The sequence below is a fragment of the Rhodococcus rhodnii NBRC 100604 genome (genome assembly GCF_001894925.1).
GTDB classification, from domain to species: Bacteria; Actinomycetota; Actinomycetes; order Mycobacteriales; family Mycobacteriaceae; genus Rhodococcus_F; species Rhodococcus_F rhodnii.
In genome coordinates this window covers 99,411-116,590 of the sequence record NZ_BCXD01000017.1, presented here as the reverse complement: position 1 = coordinate 116,590, position 17,180 = coordinate 99,411, and the positions used below count along the sequence as shown (strand labels likewise).

Sequence of the window (17,180 nt, the reverse complement as noted above, 5' to 3'; positions counted from 1 at the left end):
TGCGTTCTGCACCCGAGACGCCCTCCCTCCGACCGGAGTCGGAGTGAGGGTGCAGTCGGGATTCGATTCGGGGTGTGCGGGGACTCAGAGTCCGCTGATCTGCGGGGCCACCTCGGACGCGACGAGCTCGAGATGGTCCAGATCGCCGAGATCGAGCGTCTGCAGATAGATGCGGCTCGTGCCGGCCTGCGCGTACGTCCCGATCTTCTCGACGACCTCGGCCGGCGTACCCGCGAGTCCGTTCTCGCGCAGTTCGTCGACCTCGCGCCCGATCGCTGCAGCGCGGCGGGCGATCTCCTCGTCGGTACGGCCACAGCACAGCACCAGCGCGTTCGAGTAGACGAGGTCACCGGCGTCCCGGCCCGCGGCCTCGCATGCGGAGCCCACGGCGTCGAACAGCGTCCGGGTCGTCTCGACGTCGGAGAACGGAACGTTGAACTCCGAGGCGTACCGCGCGGCGAGGGCGGGAGTGCGCTTCTTGCCGGCACCGCCGATGATCACGGGCGGTCCCGGCTGCTGCACCGGCTTGGGGAGCGCCGGCGAATCCTTGACGCCGAAGGCCTTGCCGTCGTACGAGAACGTCTCGCCCGCCGGCGTGCCCCACAGCCCCGTCACGATCGCCAGGGTGTCCTCGAGCCGATCGAAGCGCTGTCCCAGCGGCGGGAACGGGATCGCGTAGGCCTCGTGCTCCTCCTCGTACCATCCCGCACCGATCCCGAACTCGATGCGGCCGCCGCTCATCGCGTCCGCCTGCGCGACCGACACCGCGAGCGGACCCGGGTAACGGAAGGTCGCCGACGTCACGAGCGTCCCGAGCCGGATGCGCTTCGTCTCCCTCGCGAGGCCGGCGAGCGTGAGCCACGCATCCGTCGGGCCGGGCAGGCCGTCGCTGTTCATCGCGAGATAGTGATCCGAACGGAAGAAGGCGTCGTATCCGAAATCCTCGGTCGCCTGCGCCACGCGGAGCAGGTCGTCGTAGGTGGCACCCTGCTGGGGTTCGGTGAATACACGAAGGTCCATGCGTCCACTGTGCCCGATCGGCCGCCCGTGCGTGGTGCGACGCCGCGCCCGCGCCACGGCGATCTCTACGCTGGCGGCATGGCCAAGTTTCCGGTGTCCCTCCCCGAATCGCTCTCCGGGCGACTGCCCGCATCGCTCGCCACCGACGCGGGCGTCGTTCCCGTCCTCCGGCTCCACGGCGTCATCGCGTCCGGTGGTGCCGGGCTCGGCCGTCAGTCGGTCTCGACGGAGGGGGTCGAGCCGGCGCTCGTGCGTGCCTTCGAGACGAAAAGCGCTCGCGCCGTGGCTCTGTCGATCGATTCGCCGGGGGGATCGCCGACGCAGAGCGAGCAGATCGGGCTGCGGATCCGGCAACTCGCGGCGAAGCACGAGCTTCCGGTCCTCGCATTCTGCGAGGACGCGGCGGCGTCGGGCGGCTACTGGCTCGCCTGTGCGGCCGACGAGATCTTCGCCAACACCACGTCGATGATCGGGTCGATCGGGGTCGTGTCGGGCGGTTTCGGGTTCGAGGGGCTCATGGAACGGCTCGGCGTCGAGCGCCGCCTCTACACGACGGGGCCGGCGAAGACACGGCTCGATCCGTTCGCGAGCGAGCGCGCCGAGGACGTCGAGTGGCTGTCCGATCTGCAGCGCCGTCTGCACGACGAGTTCACGCGGTGGGTGATCGAGCGCCGCGGAGATCGTCTCGCCGCCGATCACGAAGGGCTGTTCGACGGCGACGTGTGGCTGGGACGCCGCGCGCTCGAGCTCGGCCTCGTCGACGGCATCGGCACCCTGCGCGGAGTGCTCGCCGAGCGCTACCCCGACGCGAAGATCACCATGACGACGCCCGCGCGGCCGCTGCTCGCGCGGCTCGGGTTCCCGGCAGCGAGCGTCGAGTCGGCGGTCGCCGCGGTGGCGGGAGCCGCGGAGACCCGTGCGTGGTGGGCGCGTCTGGGGCGTTGACGGCCCGGCCGAAAAAACTCTGCGAAGAGTGGAACCGTTCGCGGATCCGCCGCGTCAGTGTTGGTGTGCGGGTTCGGGGGAGGACCCGCACGAGCGACGCGGCCCGGTCCGGGGTCGGGATCGACCGGTCGGTCCTGTAAGGGGTGATTCCGGCCCGGGCCCGCTCGCTCGCACGAACACCGGCGGTCGTCGGGGGCGTGGGTGTGGATATCTCGCACGGCCGATGGTCCACAACTGTGGACCATCGGCCGTCGTCACTGGTGAATCTGGTTTTTCGTGGTCCACCGGGGCTGTGGACAACCCTGTGGAATCTGTGGACAACTCCGGCGATAGGACAATTCCGGCAGTCGGCTGCGCTTCGTGCCGTCGTCGGGTTCGCGTGACAGAATCGGCGACGTGAAGGGCACGAGTGGACGGGTACGCCGCGCGGTCGCGGCGCGACCCGATCGTCGGGTCACCACCGCGAGGTGGCGCCCGTGAGCGCGATTCAGGTGTGCGCGCGATGCGGGTCGCGCTGGCGTGTGCCGCCGTCCGGCATGCAGTGGTGCCCTCGATGCCACGGCGTACTGCTGACGCCGGTCGACGAACACCGTCACGTGCCGCCGGAACGCCGCGGCTTCCGATGGACCGCCCGCACTCCCGGCAAGCGCGCCCGTGTCACCGCCGACGCCGAAGCGCGCTCGTCGTCGCCACCCCGCTACCGGGAGATCCCACGGTGGGGGCTCGTGGACCCCGTCGCCCCCGCCCCGGGGACGCAGCGTGACCGCGTCGCCGAACTCGCCGCCCGCACTCCCGCTCTGCTCGCGTGCGCGGCGGTCCTCTACGTCGTCGCCGCGATCGCGGAGTTCGTGCGCTACGGGATCCTCGTCCGCAACCGCAGTGTGCTCATCGACCCCACCGTCCTCGCCGTCTCCGACGCCGCGGTGGCCGTCTCGCAGGTGGCAGCGCTCCTCGTGGCAGTCGGCGCCGCCGCCGCAGCCATCGCATGGCTCGTGCGGATGCGTCGCCGCGTGTACGGCGACGAGAACGAGGACGACCCCCGCAGCACGCGTGAGATCGTGCTCGGTTGCGCGCTGCCGATCGTCAACCTCGTGATGCCCGCGATCTATCTGCTCGAAGTGGTCCGCCGCGACCCGTGGCTGCGCAAGGCGATCCTCGCCGTGTGGTCGCTGTGGGTGATCGACGTCGTGTTCGTCGTCGCGGCGACCGCGTGGCGGACGCGGGACTCGCTGCAGGCCATGGCCGACGGGGTCGCGCTGTCGGGCGTCGTCGCTCTCGTCGCCGCGACCGTCGCGACGGGAGTGCTCGTGATCGTCCGGCGGTTCGAGGGCCGCACCGCGTCGGGACGGCCCCGCACCCTCGCGCGATGGGTCGTGTCGAGCGACGCAGCACGGGACCGCACCGACGAGGTGGCGGCCGCATGACGCGAGATCCGCTCGTCGTCGCCCATCGCGGCGCGTCCGGGACCCTGCCCGAGCACACCCTCGCCGCGTATGAACGCGCCCTCACGGAGGGCGCCGACGGACTCGAGTGCGACGTCCGGCTCACCCGCGACGGTCACCTCGTCTGCGTGCACGACCGCACCGTCGACCGGACGTCCGACGGAACCGGTGCCGTCAGCGAGATGACGCTCGACGACCTGCGCCGCCTCGACTACGGCACGCCGGAGTGGCCCAGTGTGCTGCTCACCCTCGACCGCCTCGTCGAACTCGCACTCGACTGGACGTCGAGGCCGGTCAAGCTGTTCATCGAGACGAAGCATCCCGTGCGCTACGGCGGTCTCGTGGAGAACAAGGTGCTCGCGACGCTGCACCGATACGGGATCGGCTCGCCCGGATCGGCCGACCACGCGCGCGCCGTCGTCATGTCGTTCTCGGCGGCGGCAGTGTGGCGTGTCCGCAGGTCGGCGCCGCTGCTCCCCACGGTGCTGCTCGGGGAATCGTCGATCGCCCTCGGTGGTGGCGCCGCGACGGCCGTCGGTGCCACCGCGATCGGTCCGTCGGTCGCGACGCTGCGCGAGCACCCGGACCTCGTCGACAAGGCCGCTGCGGCGGGGCGCGCGACGTACTGCTGGACGGTCGACGATCGCGACGACATCGAGTTCTGCCGCGATCTGGGCGTCGGCTGGGTCGCGACGAACTTCCCGGGCCCGACGAAGGGCTGGCTCGCCCGATCCGGCGAACACCGTTGACCGTGTAGTTTCGTCGTTCGTGGGTAAGAAGAGCAAGAGAAACAGCGGACCGAAGCCCGGCGGCGCCCGTCAGGAGAAGCTCGCCGCACGGCGCGCGGAGCGCGAGGCGCTCGACTCGGCTGTCGCCACAAGGCCGTTCGAGGGACTCGCGTTCGAATGCGATCTCGTCGCGCTCCGGGAGTTCGTGCCGTCCGCGACGGCACCTCTCCCGCTCCGGGAACCCGGCGATCGCGCCGTCACGCTCGCGAGCGTCCTGCCCGGCGCCGTCGCGGCGCTGGTGCGCGACGGCGGCGAGCACGCCGACGCGACCGGGTTCGTGGGAATGCAGGTGCAGCAGTTCTCGGGTGATCTCGGCGCGGACCTCGCCGCGTCCGTGCAGTGGGTGCTCGCCGCAGAGCCCGGCGACACGCTCGCCGGCGCATCGGTGTCGGGCGAGACGCCCGCCGTCACCGAACTGCTCGCCGAGAGCCCGCTCGACATCACCGTCCACCAGGACTTCGCGTGGTGGCTGCCCGAGGGCACCGACCCCGCACCCGACGTCGCGGCCGCGATCGAGCAGGCGAACGCCGCGATCCTGCCGTCCGCACGGATCGACGCCGAGGGCGTCGACGCCGCGTGGTGGGTCGACGCCGGCGAGAAGGCGCACCTGCGGTGGGTGCGACCCGAGGACGAGGACGAGCTGATGCTCGCCCTCGCCCGGCTGCACGCTGCGGGCGGCCTCACCCTCGGTGAGGGGTCACGCTTCGCGGGATCGTTCCGTACGCACGGACTCGTCGTTCCCGTCTTCGATCTCGACCGTGAGCAGCACCCGGCCGAATGGGCCGACGCGACGGCCGCGCTGGGAGCGCGGATCGGCGAGGCCCTCGCGAGCGACGCACCGCTCACCGCGGACGAACGTCGCGCGCGCGACGGCATCCGCGGCCGGCAGGTGACGCTGCGCTAGCAGTGCCAGGAGCCGGCGGTGTGCGTCAGAGCGCGCCGCCGGCAGCGCGGGGCGGCGTGCGGCGCGGCTCGCTCGCCGACAGCTCGCGCGCCACGAAGTCCTCGAGCGCGAAGAGGTTCTCGCCCGCACGATCGGCGACGGTGAGGAGCGTCTTCATCGTCGACACCTCCTCGACCTGTTCTTCGAGGAACCACTGCATGAACTGCTCCCCGACGAATTCGCCTTCGTCGCGTGCCGCCTTCGCGAGCGCGACGATCTGCTCGGTCACGAGCTCTTCCTGACGCAGAGCTGCGGCGATCGCGTCGCGCGCGCTCTCGAAGCTCGTCGGCGCCGCCTCCGAGATGCTCGCGGATCCCGACAGCTCGACGGGGATGTCGCGGTCGAGGAAGTACTGCACGATCATCATCGCGTGATTGCGCTCCTCGACGGACTGCGCGTAGAAGAGCGCGGCGAGTCGCGGGAGGTCTGCGGCGTCGAAGTGGACGGCCGTCGCGACGTAGCGATGCGAGGCGTCGAACTCGTTGCGGATCTGCTCCTGAAGGAGCGCGTGGAACTTGGTCAGCTGGTCCTGATCGCGGGTCATGGTGACGACGGTATAGGCGCACGTACGGGCGCGTCATCCCAGGTCAGCCTATGTTTGTGGAGCCTCACCGAACTGAGGTGAGGCTTGCCGAGCCGGCTGGAAGACCCCCTCAGCCCTCGGTCAACAGGCCCTCGGGGACGGGACGTCCGGACGCGATCGCGTCGAAGAACTCGGATGCACGAGACGTATCCCACATCACGACGTTGCCGACGTTCGTGTTCTCGAACCCGGCGACGGGGACCGTCGTCGTGACGACGTCACCGCGCAGCGCCCACGCGAGGCGCGCGAGATGCCACAGATGATCACCCGAGTCGACCGTGAGCGAATCGGCCACGCCCGACGCGAGCGGAAGCGCCCGGAACGGGTTGAGGAAGGTCGCCGGACTCGTCGCCTCCGACAGCATCGCGCTCATGAACGCACGCTGATTGCGCATCCGGTCGACGTCCGCCATCGCGGTCGCCCGCGTCCGGACGAAGCCCAGCGCCTGCGCGCCGTCGAGCGTCTGGCAGCCCGCCTGCAGGTCGATACCCGCGAGCGGATCGGCGATCGGCTGATCCAGACACATCTCGACACCGCCGACGGCGTCGACCATGCCCGCGAAACCACCGAACCCGATCTCCGCGTAGTGATCGATGCGCACGCCCGTCACGGTCTCGACCGTCTCGGTCAGCAGTTGCGGGCCACCGAACGCGAACGCCGCGTTGAGCTTCTCGCGGCCGTACCCGGGGATCGGCACATACGAATCGCGCGGCAGGCTCACCATCGTCGTCGGGCCGCTGCCACGGGGGACGTGGATCAGCATGATCGTGTCGGTGCGGCTCGGTCCGGTGTCGCCGCCCGTCGCGAGCGCCTGCTCCTCTTCGGGGGACATTCCGGTGCGCGAATCGGACCCGACGAGCAGCCAGTTCGTACCCGGTGTGTCGCCGATGCGGCCCTCGTACGGCGCGAGCGCGTCGATCCGGGTCATGGACCGATCGAGATACACCGTGAAGCCCGCGAGCGCGAGGACCATGACGAGCGCGGCGAGCCCGATCCGCTTCCCCCAGCCGAACCGGCGAGGGCGACGCGGGCCGCGTCCGTCCGCGCCGCGGTCCCTGCGCGCAGGCGGCGGTGGTGGGGGCGGTGTGCGCCGAGGCGGACGCTCGTAGACGCGCGTCGACCCGGGCGGCGGGACGTCGCGGCGCGGCGGCGGCGCTCCCCGGCCGGGAGGCGGTCCCTGCCGAGGTGGCGGCGCGTACCGCGGCGGGGGCGACTGACCCCACGCCTGCCCGCGGTCCTCGCGAGGCCCGGGCCGCCGGGGCGGCGGAGCCGGACGGCCGCGCGGCACGTCGTTCGGACGGCCGTCACGACGGAAGACGGGAGGAGCCTCGCGATCGCGCGGCCGCGGGGCCGGGCCCGAGGGGCGCCGCGGGGGCATGCCGGGGCCTCGCCGCGGTGGCGGCGGAGGAGGCTGGCGGTCGTCGGGCACGTTACGACTGTACTGGCAGGCGAGACGCGTCCCGCTGCGTCACGGTATCCAGCCGACGCGTCCCCGCAGCAACGCATAGCCCACGAACGCCACGATGTCGATGAGGGCGTGCGCGACGACGAGCGGCCACAACCTGCCGGTGCGCTGCCAGTAGCGGGTGAACACGACGCCCATGACGACGTTGCCGAGCCCGCCGCCGAAGCCCTGATAGAGGTGATAGCCGCCGCGCAGGAGCGCCGACGCCACGAGCGACGAGTTCTCGCCCCAGCCGAGCTGGCGGAGGCGGGTGACGAGATAGGCCACCACGAGGATCTCCTCGGCGCCCGAGTTCGCGACCGCCCACAGGCAGAGCGCCGGCAGTCGCCACCAGTGATCGTCGATCGTGCTCGGCGCGACCGTGAGGTTCGCACCGATCGCCTGCGCGACGAGATAGAGCCCGAGCCCCGGTAGACCGATGAGCGCCGCCAGCCCGACCCCGTGGCCCGCGTCGCGGCGATCCGCCCGCGCGAGGCCCATCGTCCGGAGCGCGATGCCACTCCGCCACAGCAGGTAGGCACCCAACGCGCCCCACGCCAGCAACCGGGCGACGCCGAGCAACTGCGACAGCAGATCGAGCAGCGAATTCGACGCGCGTGCGGTGTTGAGCGCGACCGTCTGCTCCGACAGGTCACCCGCGAGCAGCGAATCGGCCAGCGAGAACATGCTCGACAGCGCACTCGTCCCGAACGTCACGAGCAGAACGATCGTGATCTCGAACCACAGCGACTTGCGTTCGCGGGGGTCGGTGACGACCGGAACCTGATTCTGGCGGGGCGGCCCGACCCACTCGCGAATGCGCACGTGATCAGGCTAGAGGTGGTGCGGCCGCGCCGTCGCGATCAGGTCGTGAGCAGCCACAGAAGCGGATTCAGCTCGCGCAGGTACACGAACAGCCAGGTCTCGTCGGTCCGGGCGACCAGGTCGAGCCGACCTTCCGGGATGCGTGCCGACTCGTCGATCACGTCGCCGACCGTCCTCGTCTCGCCGAGCGTGTTGCGAGACAGGACCGCGCTGCGGTCGTTCCAGTCGATGCTCGCGAACAGCTCACGGTGCGGATCCGCGGCGCGGATGCGTTCGGCCAGGGCGTGGAGGTCCTCGTCGAGTATGCGGCGGTCGAGTGGCTGGAACGGGGCCTGGCGGACCGCGGCCACACCGTCCGGGACTCCGGTGGAGCGTGCGCCGAGCTCGGCGACCAGCCAGGGTTCGCGGCGAGGATCGTCGGAGCGCACGAGTACCGAGACCATCGCCACGTCACCCGAGCGGAAGAGGACCACGGCCGTGTCGCCGTCGACCACCGGGTGGATCGGGTGACCGATCCCGCTCCGTCGGTCGACGAGCAGAGACACCAGGGCGGAGTCGCTGCCGTCGAGCAGCGTTCGTCGCAGCGGGCCCACGGTGAGCCGCAGGATCGTCTGCTCGTCGCGACTGTGCGCGGCGTCGAGCAGTAACTCGGTGGCTCGCAGAACCTCGCGGTGGCCTCGCGGTGCGTTCACAGCGCGACCCTACGATCCCTGCCTGGCCCGGGGCGGGAGCTTCAGGGAGTGCGGGCGCGGAGTCCGTTGACGAAGGGGCATCCGACGAGGGTGCGGATGGCCCTGCTCATCGAGAGGGCATCCGTCACGGGCTCCTGGAACGGCAGGAAGACGTCGTTGTCGGCGGGGCGCGGGGCGTCGGTGTCACCGGCCGCACCGCCGGCGCGCTCGACGCCGGGATGCTCGATGCGCAGCGACAGGCCGTGGCGCGTGATCTCGAGCGGCCGGACGCGCCCGCGGCGCAGGTGCGGGGGCAGCTTGCGCGACAGCATCGCGACGAGTTCGGGGTGGTCCTCGTCGAGGTGTCGCAGCCACGACGACTCGACGTCGCAGAACGGGTCGGCCTCGGCGGCGAGCAGGTCGTCGAGCGACACCGGTTCGGCGCCCGCCGAGTCGGCGACCACGACCGAATGCGGACGCAGCACGAGCAGGACGGTCCCGTGGCCGATGTCGAGCAGCTCCGGGCTGGGGTAGTCGGCGGCCACACCGTCCGCGATGTCGCGGGCGTGGTGATCGCACACCGGAAGCAGCGTGCCGCTGACCCAGACGAGCGAACGGACGCGTTCGCGCAGGTCGAGCGGTGAGTGATCCGCGAGTTCGAGGACGGTCGGGATGCCGGACGCTCCCGCGAGCCACGCGAGCGTCGCTGCGGTGGAATCGGCATCGACGGTCACGGCGATCTCGCCGTCGGCGCACACGTGATGCAGGGCCACCGGGGTCGGCGAGCTGCCGTCGATCGCGAGCACGGCCTCGGACTCCCGCGCACACGTGCTGCGGACGCGTTCGGCGGTGGTCGCTCCCAGGCTGCGGGCTGGTGCCATGACCGGCTCCTTCGTGTGTGTGGCGTGCGGGATGTGAGCTACAACTCGGTGTGAGGTTAACCTAACCTAATTCGAGCGGAGACGGCGCGCAAGGGGGAGACGCCCGTCGTTCGCAGGCGACGACCGACGTACCGTGGACGAATGCCGTCCACCGATTCGGCGCCGGGCTCGCCGATCTCCATCGGCCTCGGGATGCCGCGCCCCGCGACCGCTCCGGCGTCGCTGTTCGACGCCCTCGTCCACGCCCCGATCGACGCACACGTCGCATGCCCGCTCCAGGGGCCGCCGCTCGTCCGCGCCTCCCGGCTGCCCGCGCCCATGCGCGCCGCGCCCGTCCGTGTCGTCGTCGACCTCGACGTCGACCCGGCCGGGGTGCCCCTGGAAGGTGCTCACCGCATCCACGTCGACATCGACGACGACGAGTTCGACGACGCCTGCGCCCTCGCGCTGCCGGCGCCGCTCGTCGTCTTCGGCCGAGGCGCGCGCACACCGGCCGACCGGGCGGACCATGCCCAGCGCACGGGTGTGATTCCGGGGCTCGACCTCACGGCCGGGCCGGACGCGATCGCCGACTTCCTGTCGGTCGTCGCGCACGGCGACACCGGCTTCGTCGCGCGCACCGGCCACGCGGACGGCGTGCTCGAGATCCTCGCCGCCACCGTCGCCGCGCTCACCGGCGACGACGTGCGCCGCGCCGTCGCGTCCCCTGATCCGACCGCACTCGCCGCGCTGCCGCCCGCCGCCGCGACGGCGGTCCGCGAGGTCCTGCTCGGCGTCGTCGTGACCGACGCCACCGGGCTGGGTGCGCTCGAACGGCGGCTCGGGTCCACTCCTACGCCGTCCCCGCGTTTCGCGCCGTAATGTCGTAGGCGTGTCACGTATCGCGTACTTCGGCCCGTCGGGAACCTTCACCGAGATGGCGCTCGCGCGGCTCGAGGACGACGGACTGCCGCAGATGCCCGGCGACGTCGAACGGGTCGCCGCCGCAAGCCCGACGGCAGCGCTCGCGGCCGTCCGGTCCGGCGACGTCGACGGCGCCGTCGTCCCCATCGAGAGCTCCGTCGAAGGCGCGGTCGTCCCGACGCTCGACGCGCTCGCCTCGGGGACCCGGCTGCAGATCGTCGCCGAAACCGAACTCGACGTGAGCTTCGCTGTCCTCGCGCGGCCGGGCGTCACCGAGCTCGCCCAGGTCGAGACCGTCGCGGCGTATCCCGTCGCGGGCGGGCAGGTGCGCGAGTGGCTCGCCGCGAATCTTCCACGCTCACAAGTGCAGTGGGCCTCCTCCAACGCCGGCGCCGCCGAGGACGTCGCGAAGGGAATCGCCGACGCCGCGATCTCGACGCCCCTCGCCGGGCAGCGGCTCGGTCTGCTGTCACTCGCCGACGGCGTCGCCGACGTCGCGGGCGCGCGCACCCGATTCGTCCTCGTCACGGCGCCGTGCCCGCCGCCCGCCCGCACCGGCCGCGATCGCACCTCCGTCGTCCTCGAACCCGCCAACTATCCGGGCTCGCTCTTTGCGGTGCTCTCCGAATTCTCGCTCCGCGGAATCGATCTCACGCGCATCGAGTCGCGACCCACCCGTACCGAGATGGGGCTCTACCGGTTCTTCGTCGACTGTGTGGGCCACCTGGACGATCCGCTCGTCGCCGAAGCGCTCGCCGCGCTGCACCGCACATCGCGTGTCCGCTTCCTCGGATCATGGCCCACGACAGTGGGTTCGGGCAACGCGCCGCCCGAACCCGGAAGCTCCGCCGACTGGCTGGAGCGGATCAGAGAAGGAGCCGACCTGTGAGCGGACGACTGATTCTGGTGCGGCACGGGCAGACCGAGGCCAACGTCGCCAGGCGACTCGACACCCGCCTGCCCGGTGCCCGGCTGACCGCGGAGGGGATCGCACAGGCCGAAGCGTTCGCGACGACGCTCGCCGCGGAACGTGACGCCGCCGCACTCGTGTCCTCCGAAGCGCTGCGCGCACGGCAGACCGCAGATCCCGCGGAACGCCTCGCCGGACTGTCGCTGCAGGTGCGGCCCGGGCTGCACGAGACCCAGGTCGGTCACCTCGAGGACCGCAGCGACGAGGAATCGCACCACCTGTTCGCGAAGACGTACAGCGAATGGCACACCGGCGACCTGAAGGCGCGCATGCCCGGCGGCGAATCCGGTGGAGACGTCCTCGATCGGTTCCTTCCCGTCGTCGCGGACTTGCGCGAGGAGTTCCTCGACGACCCCGAGCTCACGGGCAACGTCGTCGTCGTGAGCCACGGCGCGGCAATCCGCCTCGTGGCCGCGCAACTCGCCCGCGTGCCAGGCGATTTCGCGCTCACCCACCACCTCGCGAACACTCACACCGTCGAACTCGACCCGATTCCGGGCGGTGGGTGGCGGCTCGTCGCCTGGGGCGCTGCCGCGACACCGATCGACGTCACCGACACACCGGACACCGACGACCCGATGGGATGAAGCGGCTCGGGTGGAACCAGCGGCCTGGGTGGACCAGCGGGCGGGTCAGCCGAGCCGTTCGGTCAGAGACACGAGCGCCTGACGTAGCCGTGAGCTCGTCCCGGGACTGAGCGACGACCAGTCCACACCGTGACCCGACACGCTCGACGTGCCGACGACCCTGCCGGCGTCGGTGTCGAACACCGTCACGGGCCCGCCGACGGGGTCGTAGTTGCCGTCGCCGTACGTGATGCCGACGATCTCGGCGAACGACACACAGCCGAACATCGCACGGCCGACCTCCGTCGCATCCGAGGAGTTCGCTCCCGACGCCGTGAGCCGCGACGCGAGCGCTGCGGGATCGGCCGACTCGTCCAGGGCCGCCACGAGTTCCGCGGTGGGCGTGTTGATGCCGTTGAACGTCATCGCCGGCGGAGCTCCGAGCGCGCCGACGACGGCGCCGATCGGGTCGACGGTGACGTCGCGCAGGATCAGCGCCTCGGCCGTGCGGGTCGCCGCGATGCTCATGTGCTCGTCGTACGACACGCACATCCGTGAGACCGTGCCCTCGATCGACCAGCGCACCGCGAGCTCCCAGCGAGGGCGTGCGACCGTCGCGAGGGCGCGCTGCACGTCGTCACGGACCCGGCCGCCGTGAACGATGCCGCGCTCGGTGAGCGACTCCTCGGACGCGCGATGGGCGAGCAGCTGCTGTTCGTCCTGGTCGAACGTCGGCGCGATGTCGAGGACGACGGGCAGCTGATCGAGCGACAGCGTCTCGACGAGGAAGTTCACGTCGTCGAGCGACAGCGTGATCGTGTCGGTCGCGGCCGGTGCCGTCCCGAGGTCGAGAACCGACGCCGCGGCAGGCGCCGCAACCGGGCCGCCGACGACGGCGTCGCCGACCGCGACACCCGTCCCGAGATCGATCACGACACGTCGTCCGGGGCGCCGCCGATGACCGACGGGATCACGGTGCGGCCGTCGGAGAAGTGCTCGAAGCTCTTCAGGTACTCGGGGGTGTCGTGCTCGTCGTCGTCCTCACCGGAGGCGTGTGCGCCGCGAGGCGACATCATCGCGCCCGACGAACCGCCTCGTGCCGCGGCGGCCTCGCCGACCGCGCCCATCGGGCCGCTCACGGGAGCCGCGGGCGCAGCGCCCGGTGCGGCGGTCGGCCCGCCCCAGCCCGTCGGTGCCGCGGCGCCGCCGATGACGCCGGCCGCGACACCCGCCGTGGTGTTGCCGCGTGCGGACGCGGCCGAGGTCGTCGCCGCCGACGCAGCCGCGCCCGACAGCCCGCCCATGCCGCCGAGCATCGGAGCCGCGCTCGCCGCAGCGGTCGACGACCCGTGCGCCATGCTCGCGGCGGCCGAGCCGAGATTCGTCGCCGCCGACGTCGCGGTGGAGACCGTGGTCCCCGCGATCTGACCGGCCTGCGACGCGGCCGTCGTGACGGCGGGGTTCTGGCCCATCGCCGCGAGCGCAGCGCCCGCAGCCCGCACCGGATCGCGTTCCCAGTCGCTCGCCTCGTCGAAGGCCTCGGTGTCGGCCTCGCCGTCGACGGACGTCACGACGCGCGGCGGCATGGGGAAGTTCTGCTGCACGGCGAGGATGTTCGACGCGGCCTCGTACGCCTCCATGACCATGCCGGCGCGGATGTCCATCGCGCGATCGGCCGCTTCGGCCACGGCACCGGCACCGACCAGCGCACCGCTCACCGAGTAGGCGACGGCCTTCGCGGTCTTCACCGCGGCGATCTCCGGGAGGCTCGGCATCACCGCCCGTGCGACGGTGTTCGCGGTCGCCTGGGCACCGGCCTTGAGGGCGGTCTCGGCGGCGATCTCGGCACAGTGCGCCGTCCACACGGTGAACGGAGTGAGTTTCGCGATCGCGGCGGCGCCGGCGATGCCCTGCCAGCCGGCGCCCAGTTCGGCCGTGACACGCAGCAGCGTCAGGTTGGCGTCGCCGAACGCGGTCGCGAGACCCGTCCACGCGGCACTCGCGGCGGACAGCGGGACGGGCCCGGCGCCGGCGTTGAGTGTCGTCGAGTTGACCGTCGCGCCACGCGGCAGCCAGATGACGCCGGTGAGTCCCATCGTCATGTGTGTTCCCCCAGTGAATGCAGTGGTGTGAGCTGGTGTCCGGTCACATCTGGGCCGAGAGGTTCGCGCCGGTCGCGACGTCCTGTGCGACGTACTGCGCGGCCTGTTGCCGCAGCGTCGCGGCCGTCGCGCGCAACTCGGCCGTGCCGCGTGCGACCGCGGGCGTGAACGAACCCGCCGTCGTGTGGAAGTAGCGCGCCGTGAGCAGCGAGACCTCTTCGGATCCCGGCGGGAGCGGGCGGATCGCCGCGTTCGCCGTGGCGGCAGCGGTGTCGAGGCGCGCGGCGAGCGCATCCAGTTCTGTCGCCGCGAGCAGCAGCGCCTCGGGCCTCACTTGCAGAAACGGCATGAGCGAACTCCCTCCTCATGTCGAGGCGGAGGGGTGCTCGGCTCCCCCCGCATCGACTCCCCGAACGACCGACATCCACTTGGACGCAGTAGTGCGCTCGTCGGTTCCCCCCGGAATCCGGCGCGTGCGCCGGACGACGTTCATCCCCAGCCGAGCTCGTGGAGGCGATCTTCCTCGATCCCGAAGTAGTGCGCAACCTCGTGGATCACAGTGACCGCGACCTCGTGGACGACGTCCTCCTCGCTGTCGCACATGTCGAGCAGGGCGTCGCGGTAGATCGTAATGGTATCGGGCAACGAACCGGCGTAATGACTGTCGCGTTCGGTGAGGGCGACACCGTGATAGAGCCCGAGCAGGCCCGGTTCCTCCTCGTTGCGGGCGTCGACCAGGACGACGACGTTGTCGATCGCCGCCGCGAGCGCCTCGGGAATGATGTCGAGTGCTTCGCCGACGAGCTCGTCGAACCGCTCGTCGGTCATCGAGACGCTCATCAGTTGATCGGGTTCGCGCCGGGGAGCGGAACGGGCTCGGCCCGGCCCTCTCCGATGGGGGGCGGCGCGACGGGCGGCGCGCCGTCGATGAGTATGTCGCCGCGCGCGCTGCCCGTGATGCTCGCGAATCCGCCGGCGTCGGTCTCCTTGCCGATCGAGCAGTTGATGCTGCGGCTACCGGCGAGCCAGCTGTCGAAGTCGAGGTTGTCCCAGAACAACGTCAGTGTCTTGTTCCGCAGCGCTTCGGGGTCGCCCAGATACTCGTTCGACGCCTGCGTACACACCCCGGTCAGGAACTCGTCCTGATCCTCGACCGACGGCATCGCGCCCGGGAACTGGGCACCGAGATCCACGACGGAGATCACCTCGAACGCGTGGGGCTGCGCGCAGTCGACCGGATCGGTGGGAACGTTGCCCTCGATCCCGATGCACGTGCCCGCCGGGAAGACGTTCGACTGGTCGAGCTCGCGGACCGAGCCCGTGAACGGCAGCAGCGAACCGCTCGTGCCCGAGTACTGCAGGCCGCAGCGCAGGGTCCGCTCGCCGTCCGCCCAGCCGTTCTCGCTCGGGAACATCAGGCCGACACCGAACCTGCCCTGCGGATCGAGCCTGCCGTCGAGATACGTGCGTGCGGCGTCGACGCAGTGCTCGTCGCGCAGCTCGGCGAGCCGGATCGCTCCGGGGAAGCGCGCCCCGGGACCGAACTCGGCGCTCGGATAGGTCGACAGATCGACCGGGGCGACGACCTCGAACAGGTGCTCGTCGCTGCAGTCGACGACGGCGACATCCTGCCGATCCTGTTCGGGATCCGCCGACGGCGTCCAGGTCAGGCAGTCGCCGGCGGAGGTCGCGGCGAACTCGTCGTCCGCTGCCGAGGACGCACGGTTCTGTTCGCCGGGCGGGCGGATGGCGTCGTTGCCGTCGAACCCGCCGGCGATGGCGATCGTCGCGATCGCTGCGACGACCGCACCGACGGCGACGGCGACGAGGCCGCGTCGCGTCGTGCGCGCCGACACCCGCGGACCGGTGCGGCCCGTCCGGTCGGGTGAGTCGGGATCGTCGTGAGGCATCCGCTCCATCATGCCTTCTCGCCTCTGCCGCGACCATCGACTCGCGGTCGCGCGCGTCAGCCGAACGTTCCGGCGGGTCCGCGAGCAGGCGGCGTAGCGTCGCCACCATGACCGACGAGCCGAACTCCGCCGAGACCGAAGCCGCGATCTCCGAGCTCGCGACCAGGCTGTTCGACGCCGCGCGCGCAGGTGACCCCGCGATGCTCGCGCAGTACGTCGACGCCGGTGTGCCGCCGGATCTCGCGAACGAGAAGGGCGACACCCTGGTGATGCTCGCCGCGTATCACGGCCACGACGAGGTGGTGCGTGTCCTCGCCCGGCGCGGGGCCGACGTCGACCGCGCCAACGACCGGGGACAGACCCCGCTCGCGGGCGCCGTGTTCAAGGGCGAGGACGACGTGGTGGACGCGCTGCTCGCGGCGGGCGCGGATCCGCTGGCCGGGCATCCGACCGCGGTGGACACCGCGACGATGTTCGGCCGCGAGGACCTGCTCGAGCGGTTCGCTCCGCAGGAGCGCGGTGCGGACGACTGACGCGCCCGCCGCGAGTGTGCGTCAGTTGGGCGTGAGCGTCTCGGCGTACTCGCCGCCGCCCTGGTCGGTCCAGGTGATGGTTCCGCCCGTGAACGTGCTGCTCCAGCCCATCGGGATCTCGGTCTCGTCCTCGGTGGGGAAGCCGAACTGTCCTTCCGGTCCGCCCTGCTCGGTGTAGACGCGCAGGATCTCGCCCTGGACGACGTGAGCTCCGGTGGCCTCGGAGGAGTAGATCGTGCCGCCTTCGAACGGGACGGCCACTCCGTCGCCGACCGTCTCCTGCGGGCCGGTCGCGGCACCGAGGGTGCCGTTCTCGCCGCCGAGTTCGGTGTACTTCTCGGCGACCGCGGGCTCGACCTCCATCGGCCCGTCGGGGCCGGGAACGGTGCCGTCGGTCGCCCCTGGCGTGGCGTCGGGCTGTTCGGCGGTCGTCTCCTCGGGTGCCGTGGTCTCCTCGGCCGCAGTCGTCTCCTCGGCGGGTGCCGTGGTCGTCGTCTCGGTGTCGTTGCCGGAGTCGTCGGTGCAGCCCGCGACGAGCAGAGCCACCGCGGAGCCCGACGCGAGCGCGGCTGCGATTCGGCGATTGATGGTCATTTCTCACCCTCTCCTTGCTGCGCGACGCTCGCGCACGCGGTGAACGGTTCGACTCTCGGA

20 protein-coding genes are annotated in these 17,180 nt (G+C 71.5%); 8 read left to right on the top strand and 12 right to left on the bottom strand.

Annotation, left to right across the window (positions count from 1 at the left end; genetic code table 11):
• Window positions 1-84 precede the first annotated feature (84 nt).
• A complete protein-coding gene (locus tag RR1_RS13995; protein WP_010836398.1) occupies window positions 85-1,020 on the bottom strand; it encodes an LLM class F420-dependent oxidoreductase in 936 nt (311 codons plus the stop codon).
• A gap of 78 nt (window positions 1,021-1,098) precedes the next feature.
• Here RR1_RS13995 and RR1_RS13990 point away from each other — a divergent pair, with 78 nt between their 5' ends.
• The 4 genes from RR1_RS13990 (at window position 1,099) to RR1_RS13975 (ending at window position 5,099) form a co-directional block, all read left to right on the top strand.
• Window positions 1,099-1,965, top strand: a complete 867-nt coding sequence (locus RR1_RS13990; RefSeq protein ID WP_010836397.1) for a S49 family peptidase — start codon at window positions 1,099-1,101, stop codon at window positions 1,963-1,965.
• A gap of 476 nt (window positions 1,966-2,441) precedes the next feature.
• The gene (locus RR1_RS13985; RefSeq protein WP_071990676.1) at window positions 2,442-3,389 is read left to right on the top strand and encodes a DUF4328 domain-containing protein; all 948 of its coding nucleotides are present in this window, start codon (window positions 2,442-2,444) and stop codon (window positions 3,387-3,389) included.
• On the top strand, window positions 3,386-4,156 hold the full coding sequence (locus tag RR1_RS13980; RefSeq protein WP_010836394.1) for a glycerophosphodiester phosphodiesterase: 771 nt from the start codon (window positions 3,386-3,388) through the stop codon (window positions 4,154-4,156). Before RR1_RS13985 ends, RR1_RS13980 begins: the two co-directional genes overlap by 4 nt.
• 19 nt (window positions 4,157-4,175) lie before the next feature.
• Complete coding sequence (locus RR1_RS13975) at window positions 4,176-5,099, top strand: DUF5926 family protein (RefSeq protein ID WP_010836393.1); 924 nt, start codon at window positions 4,176-4,178, stop codon at window positions 5,097-5,099.
• Between the two features lie 25 nt (window positions 5,100-5,124).
• On the opposite strand, the gene RR1_RS13970 is transcribed toward RR1_RS13975, so the two are convergent.
• The 5 genes from RR1_RS13970 to RR1_RS13950 form a co-directional block, all read right to left on the bottom strand.
• On the bottom strand, window positions 5,125-5,682 hold the full coding sequence (locus RR1_RS13970; RefSeq protein WP_010836392.1) for a ferritin: 558 nt from the start codon (window positions 5,680-5,682) through the stop codon (window positions 5,125-5,127).
• 109 nt (window positions 5,683-5,791) lie between these two features.
• On the bottom strand, window positions 5,792-7,099 hold the full coding sequence (locus RR1_RS13965; protein WP_083581020.1) for an LCP family protein: 1,308 nt from the start codon (window positions 7,097-7,099) through the stop codon (window positions 5,792-5,794).
• 90 nt (window positions 7,100-7,189) lie between these two features.
• Window positions 7,190-7,984 (bottom strand): CPBP family intramembrane glutamic endopeptidase, encoded by a 795-nt coding sequence (locus tag RR1_RS13960; protein WP_051111179.1) that lies wholly within the window; start codon window positions 7,982-7,984, stop codon window positions 7,190-7,192.
• A 44-nt stretch (window positions 7,985-8,028) separates the two neighbouring features.
• On the bottom strand, window positions 8,029-8,682 hold the full coding sequence (locus RR1_RS13955; RefSeq protein WP_010838461.1) for a hypothetical protein: 654 nt from the start codon (window positions 8,680-8,682) through the stop codon (window positions 8,029-8,031).
• Between the two features lie 41 nt (window positions 8,683-8,723).
• A complete protein-coding gene (locus RR1_RS13950) occupies window positions 8,724-9,542 on the bottom strand; it encodes a DUF2470 domain-containing protein (protein WP_010838460.1) in 819 nt (272 codons plus the stop codon).
• Window positions 9,543-9,683: 141 nt separating this feature from the next.
• Between RR1_RS13950 and RR1_RS13945 the strand changes: the two genes are divergently transcribed.
• From RR1_RS13945 to RR1_RS13935, 3 genes are read left to right on the top strand one after another with little or no spacing between them, the layout of a single operon-like run.
• Window positions 9,684-10,403 carry a hypothetical protein gene (locus RR1_RS13945; RefSeq protein ID WP_010838459.1) on the top strand — a complete coding sequence of 240 codons (720 nt, stop codon included), beginning with the start codon at window positions 9,684-9,686 and terminating at the stop codon, window positions 10,401-10,403.
• A gap of 10 nt (window positions 10,404-10,413) precedes the next feature.
• Entirely contained in the window at window positions 10,414-11,334 is a 921-nt protein-coding gene (gene pheA, locus RR1_RS13940; RefSeq protein ID WP_010838458.1) for a prephenate dehydratase, read from the top strand.
• Window positions 11,331-12,002 (top strand): histidine phosphatase family protein, encoded by a 672-nt coding sequence (locus RR1_RS13935; RefSeq protein WP_010838457.1) that lies wholly within the window; start codon window positions 11,331-11,333, stop codon window positions 12,000-12,002. The genes pheA and RR1_RS13935 overlap by 4 nt, the downstream gene beginning before the upstream one ends.
• Before the next feature lie 45 nt (window positions 12,003-12,047).
• Here the strand turns inward: RR1_RS13935 and RR1_RS13930 are convergent, their stop codons facing one another.
• The 5 genes from RR1_RS13930 to RR1_RS13910 all read right to left on the bottom strand — a co-directional run bounded on the left by RR1_RS13930 (window position 12,048) and on the right by RR1_RS13910 (window position 15,993).
• A complete protein-coding gene (locus tag RR1_RS13930; protein WP_010838456.1) occupies window positions 12,048-12,914 on the bottom strand; it encodes an ESX secretion-associated protein EspG in 867 nt (288 codons plus the stop codon).
• Window positions 12,911-14,083 (bottom strand): PPE domain-containing protein, encoded by a 1,173-nt coding sequence (locus RR1_RS13925; protein ID WP_072713640.1) that lies wholly within the window; start codon window positions 14,081-14,083, stop codon window positions 12,911-12,913. Before RR1_RS13925 ends, RR1_RS13930 begins: the two co-directional genes overlap by 4 nt.
• Before the next feature lie 43 nt (window positions 14,084-14,126).
• Window positions 14,127-14,432, bottom strand: a complete 306-nt coding sequence (locus tag RR1_RS13920; protein WP_010838120.1) for a PE family protein — start codon at window positions 14,430-14,432, stop codon at window positions 14,127-14,129.
• 140 nt (window positions 14,433-14,572) lie between these two features.
• A complete protein-coding gene (locus tag RR1_RS13915; protein ID WP_010838119.1) occupies window positions 14,573-14,923 on the bottom strand; it encodes a metallopeptidase family protein in 351 nt (116 codons plus the stop codon).
• The gene (locus tag RR1_RS13910) at window positions 14,923-15,993 is read right to left on the bottom strand and encodes a septum formation family protein (protein ID WP_238558985.1); all 1,071 of its coding nucleotides are present in this window, start codon (window positions 15,991-15,993) and stop codon (window positions 14,923-14,925) included. The genes RR1_RS13915 and RR1_RS13910 overlap by 1 nt, the downstream gene beginning before the upstream one ends.
• Before the next feature lie 107 nt (window positions 15,994-16,100).
• Between RR1_RS13910 and RR1_RS13905 the strand changes: the two genes are divergently transcribed.
• Window positions 16,101-16,526, top strand: a complete 426-nt coding sequence (locus RR1_RS13905; protein ID WP_010838117.1) for an ankyrin repeat domain-containing protein — start codon at window positions 16,101-16,103, stop codon at window positions 16,524-16,526.
• 21 nt (window positions 16,527-16,547) lie between these two features.
• Here RR1_RS13905 and RR1_RS22920 read toward each other — a convergent pair whose 3' ends face one another.
• The gene (locus RR1_RS22920; RefSeq protein WP_010838116.1) at window positions 16,548-17,120 is read right to left on the bottom strand and encodes an LGFP repeat-containing protein; all 573 of its coding nucleotides are present in this window, start codon (window positions 17,118-17,120) and stop codon (window positions 16,548-16,550) included.
• Window positions 17,121-17,180 lie beyond the last annotated feature (60 nt).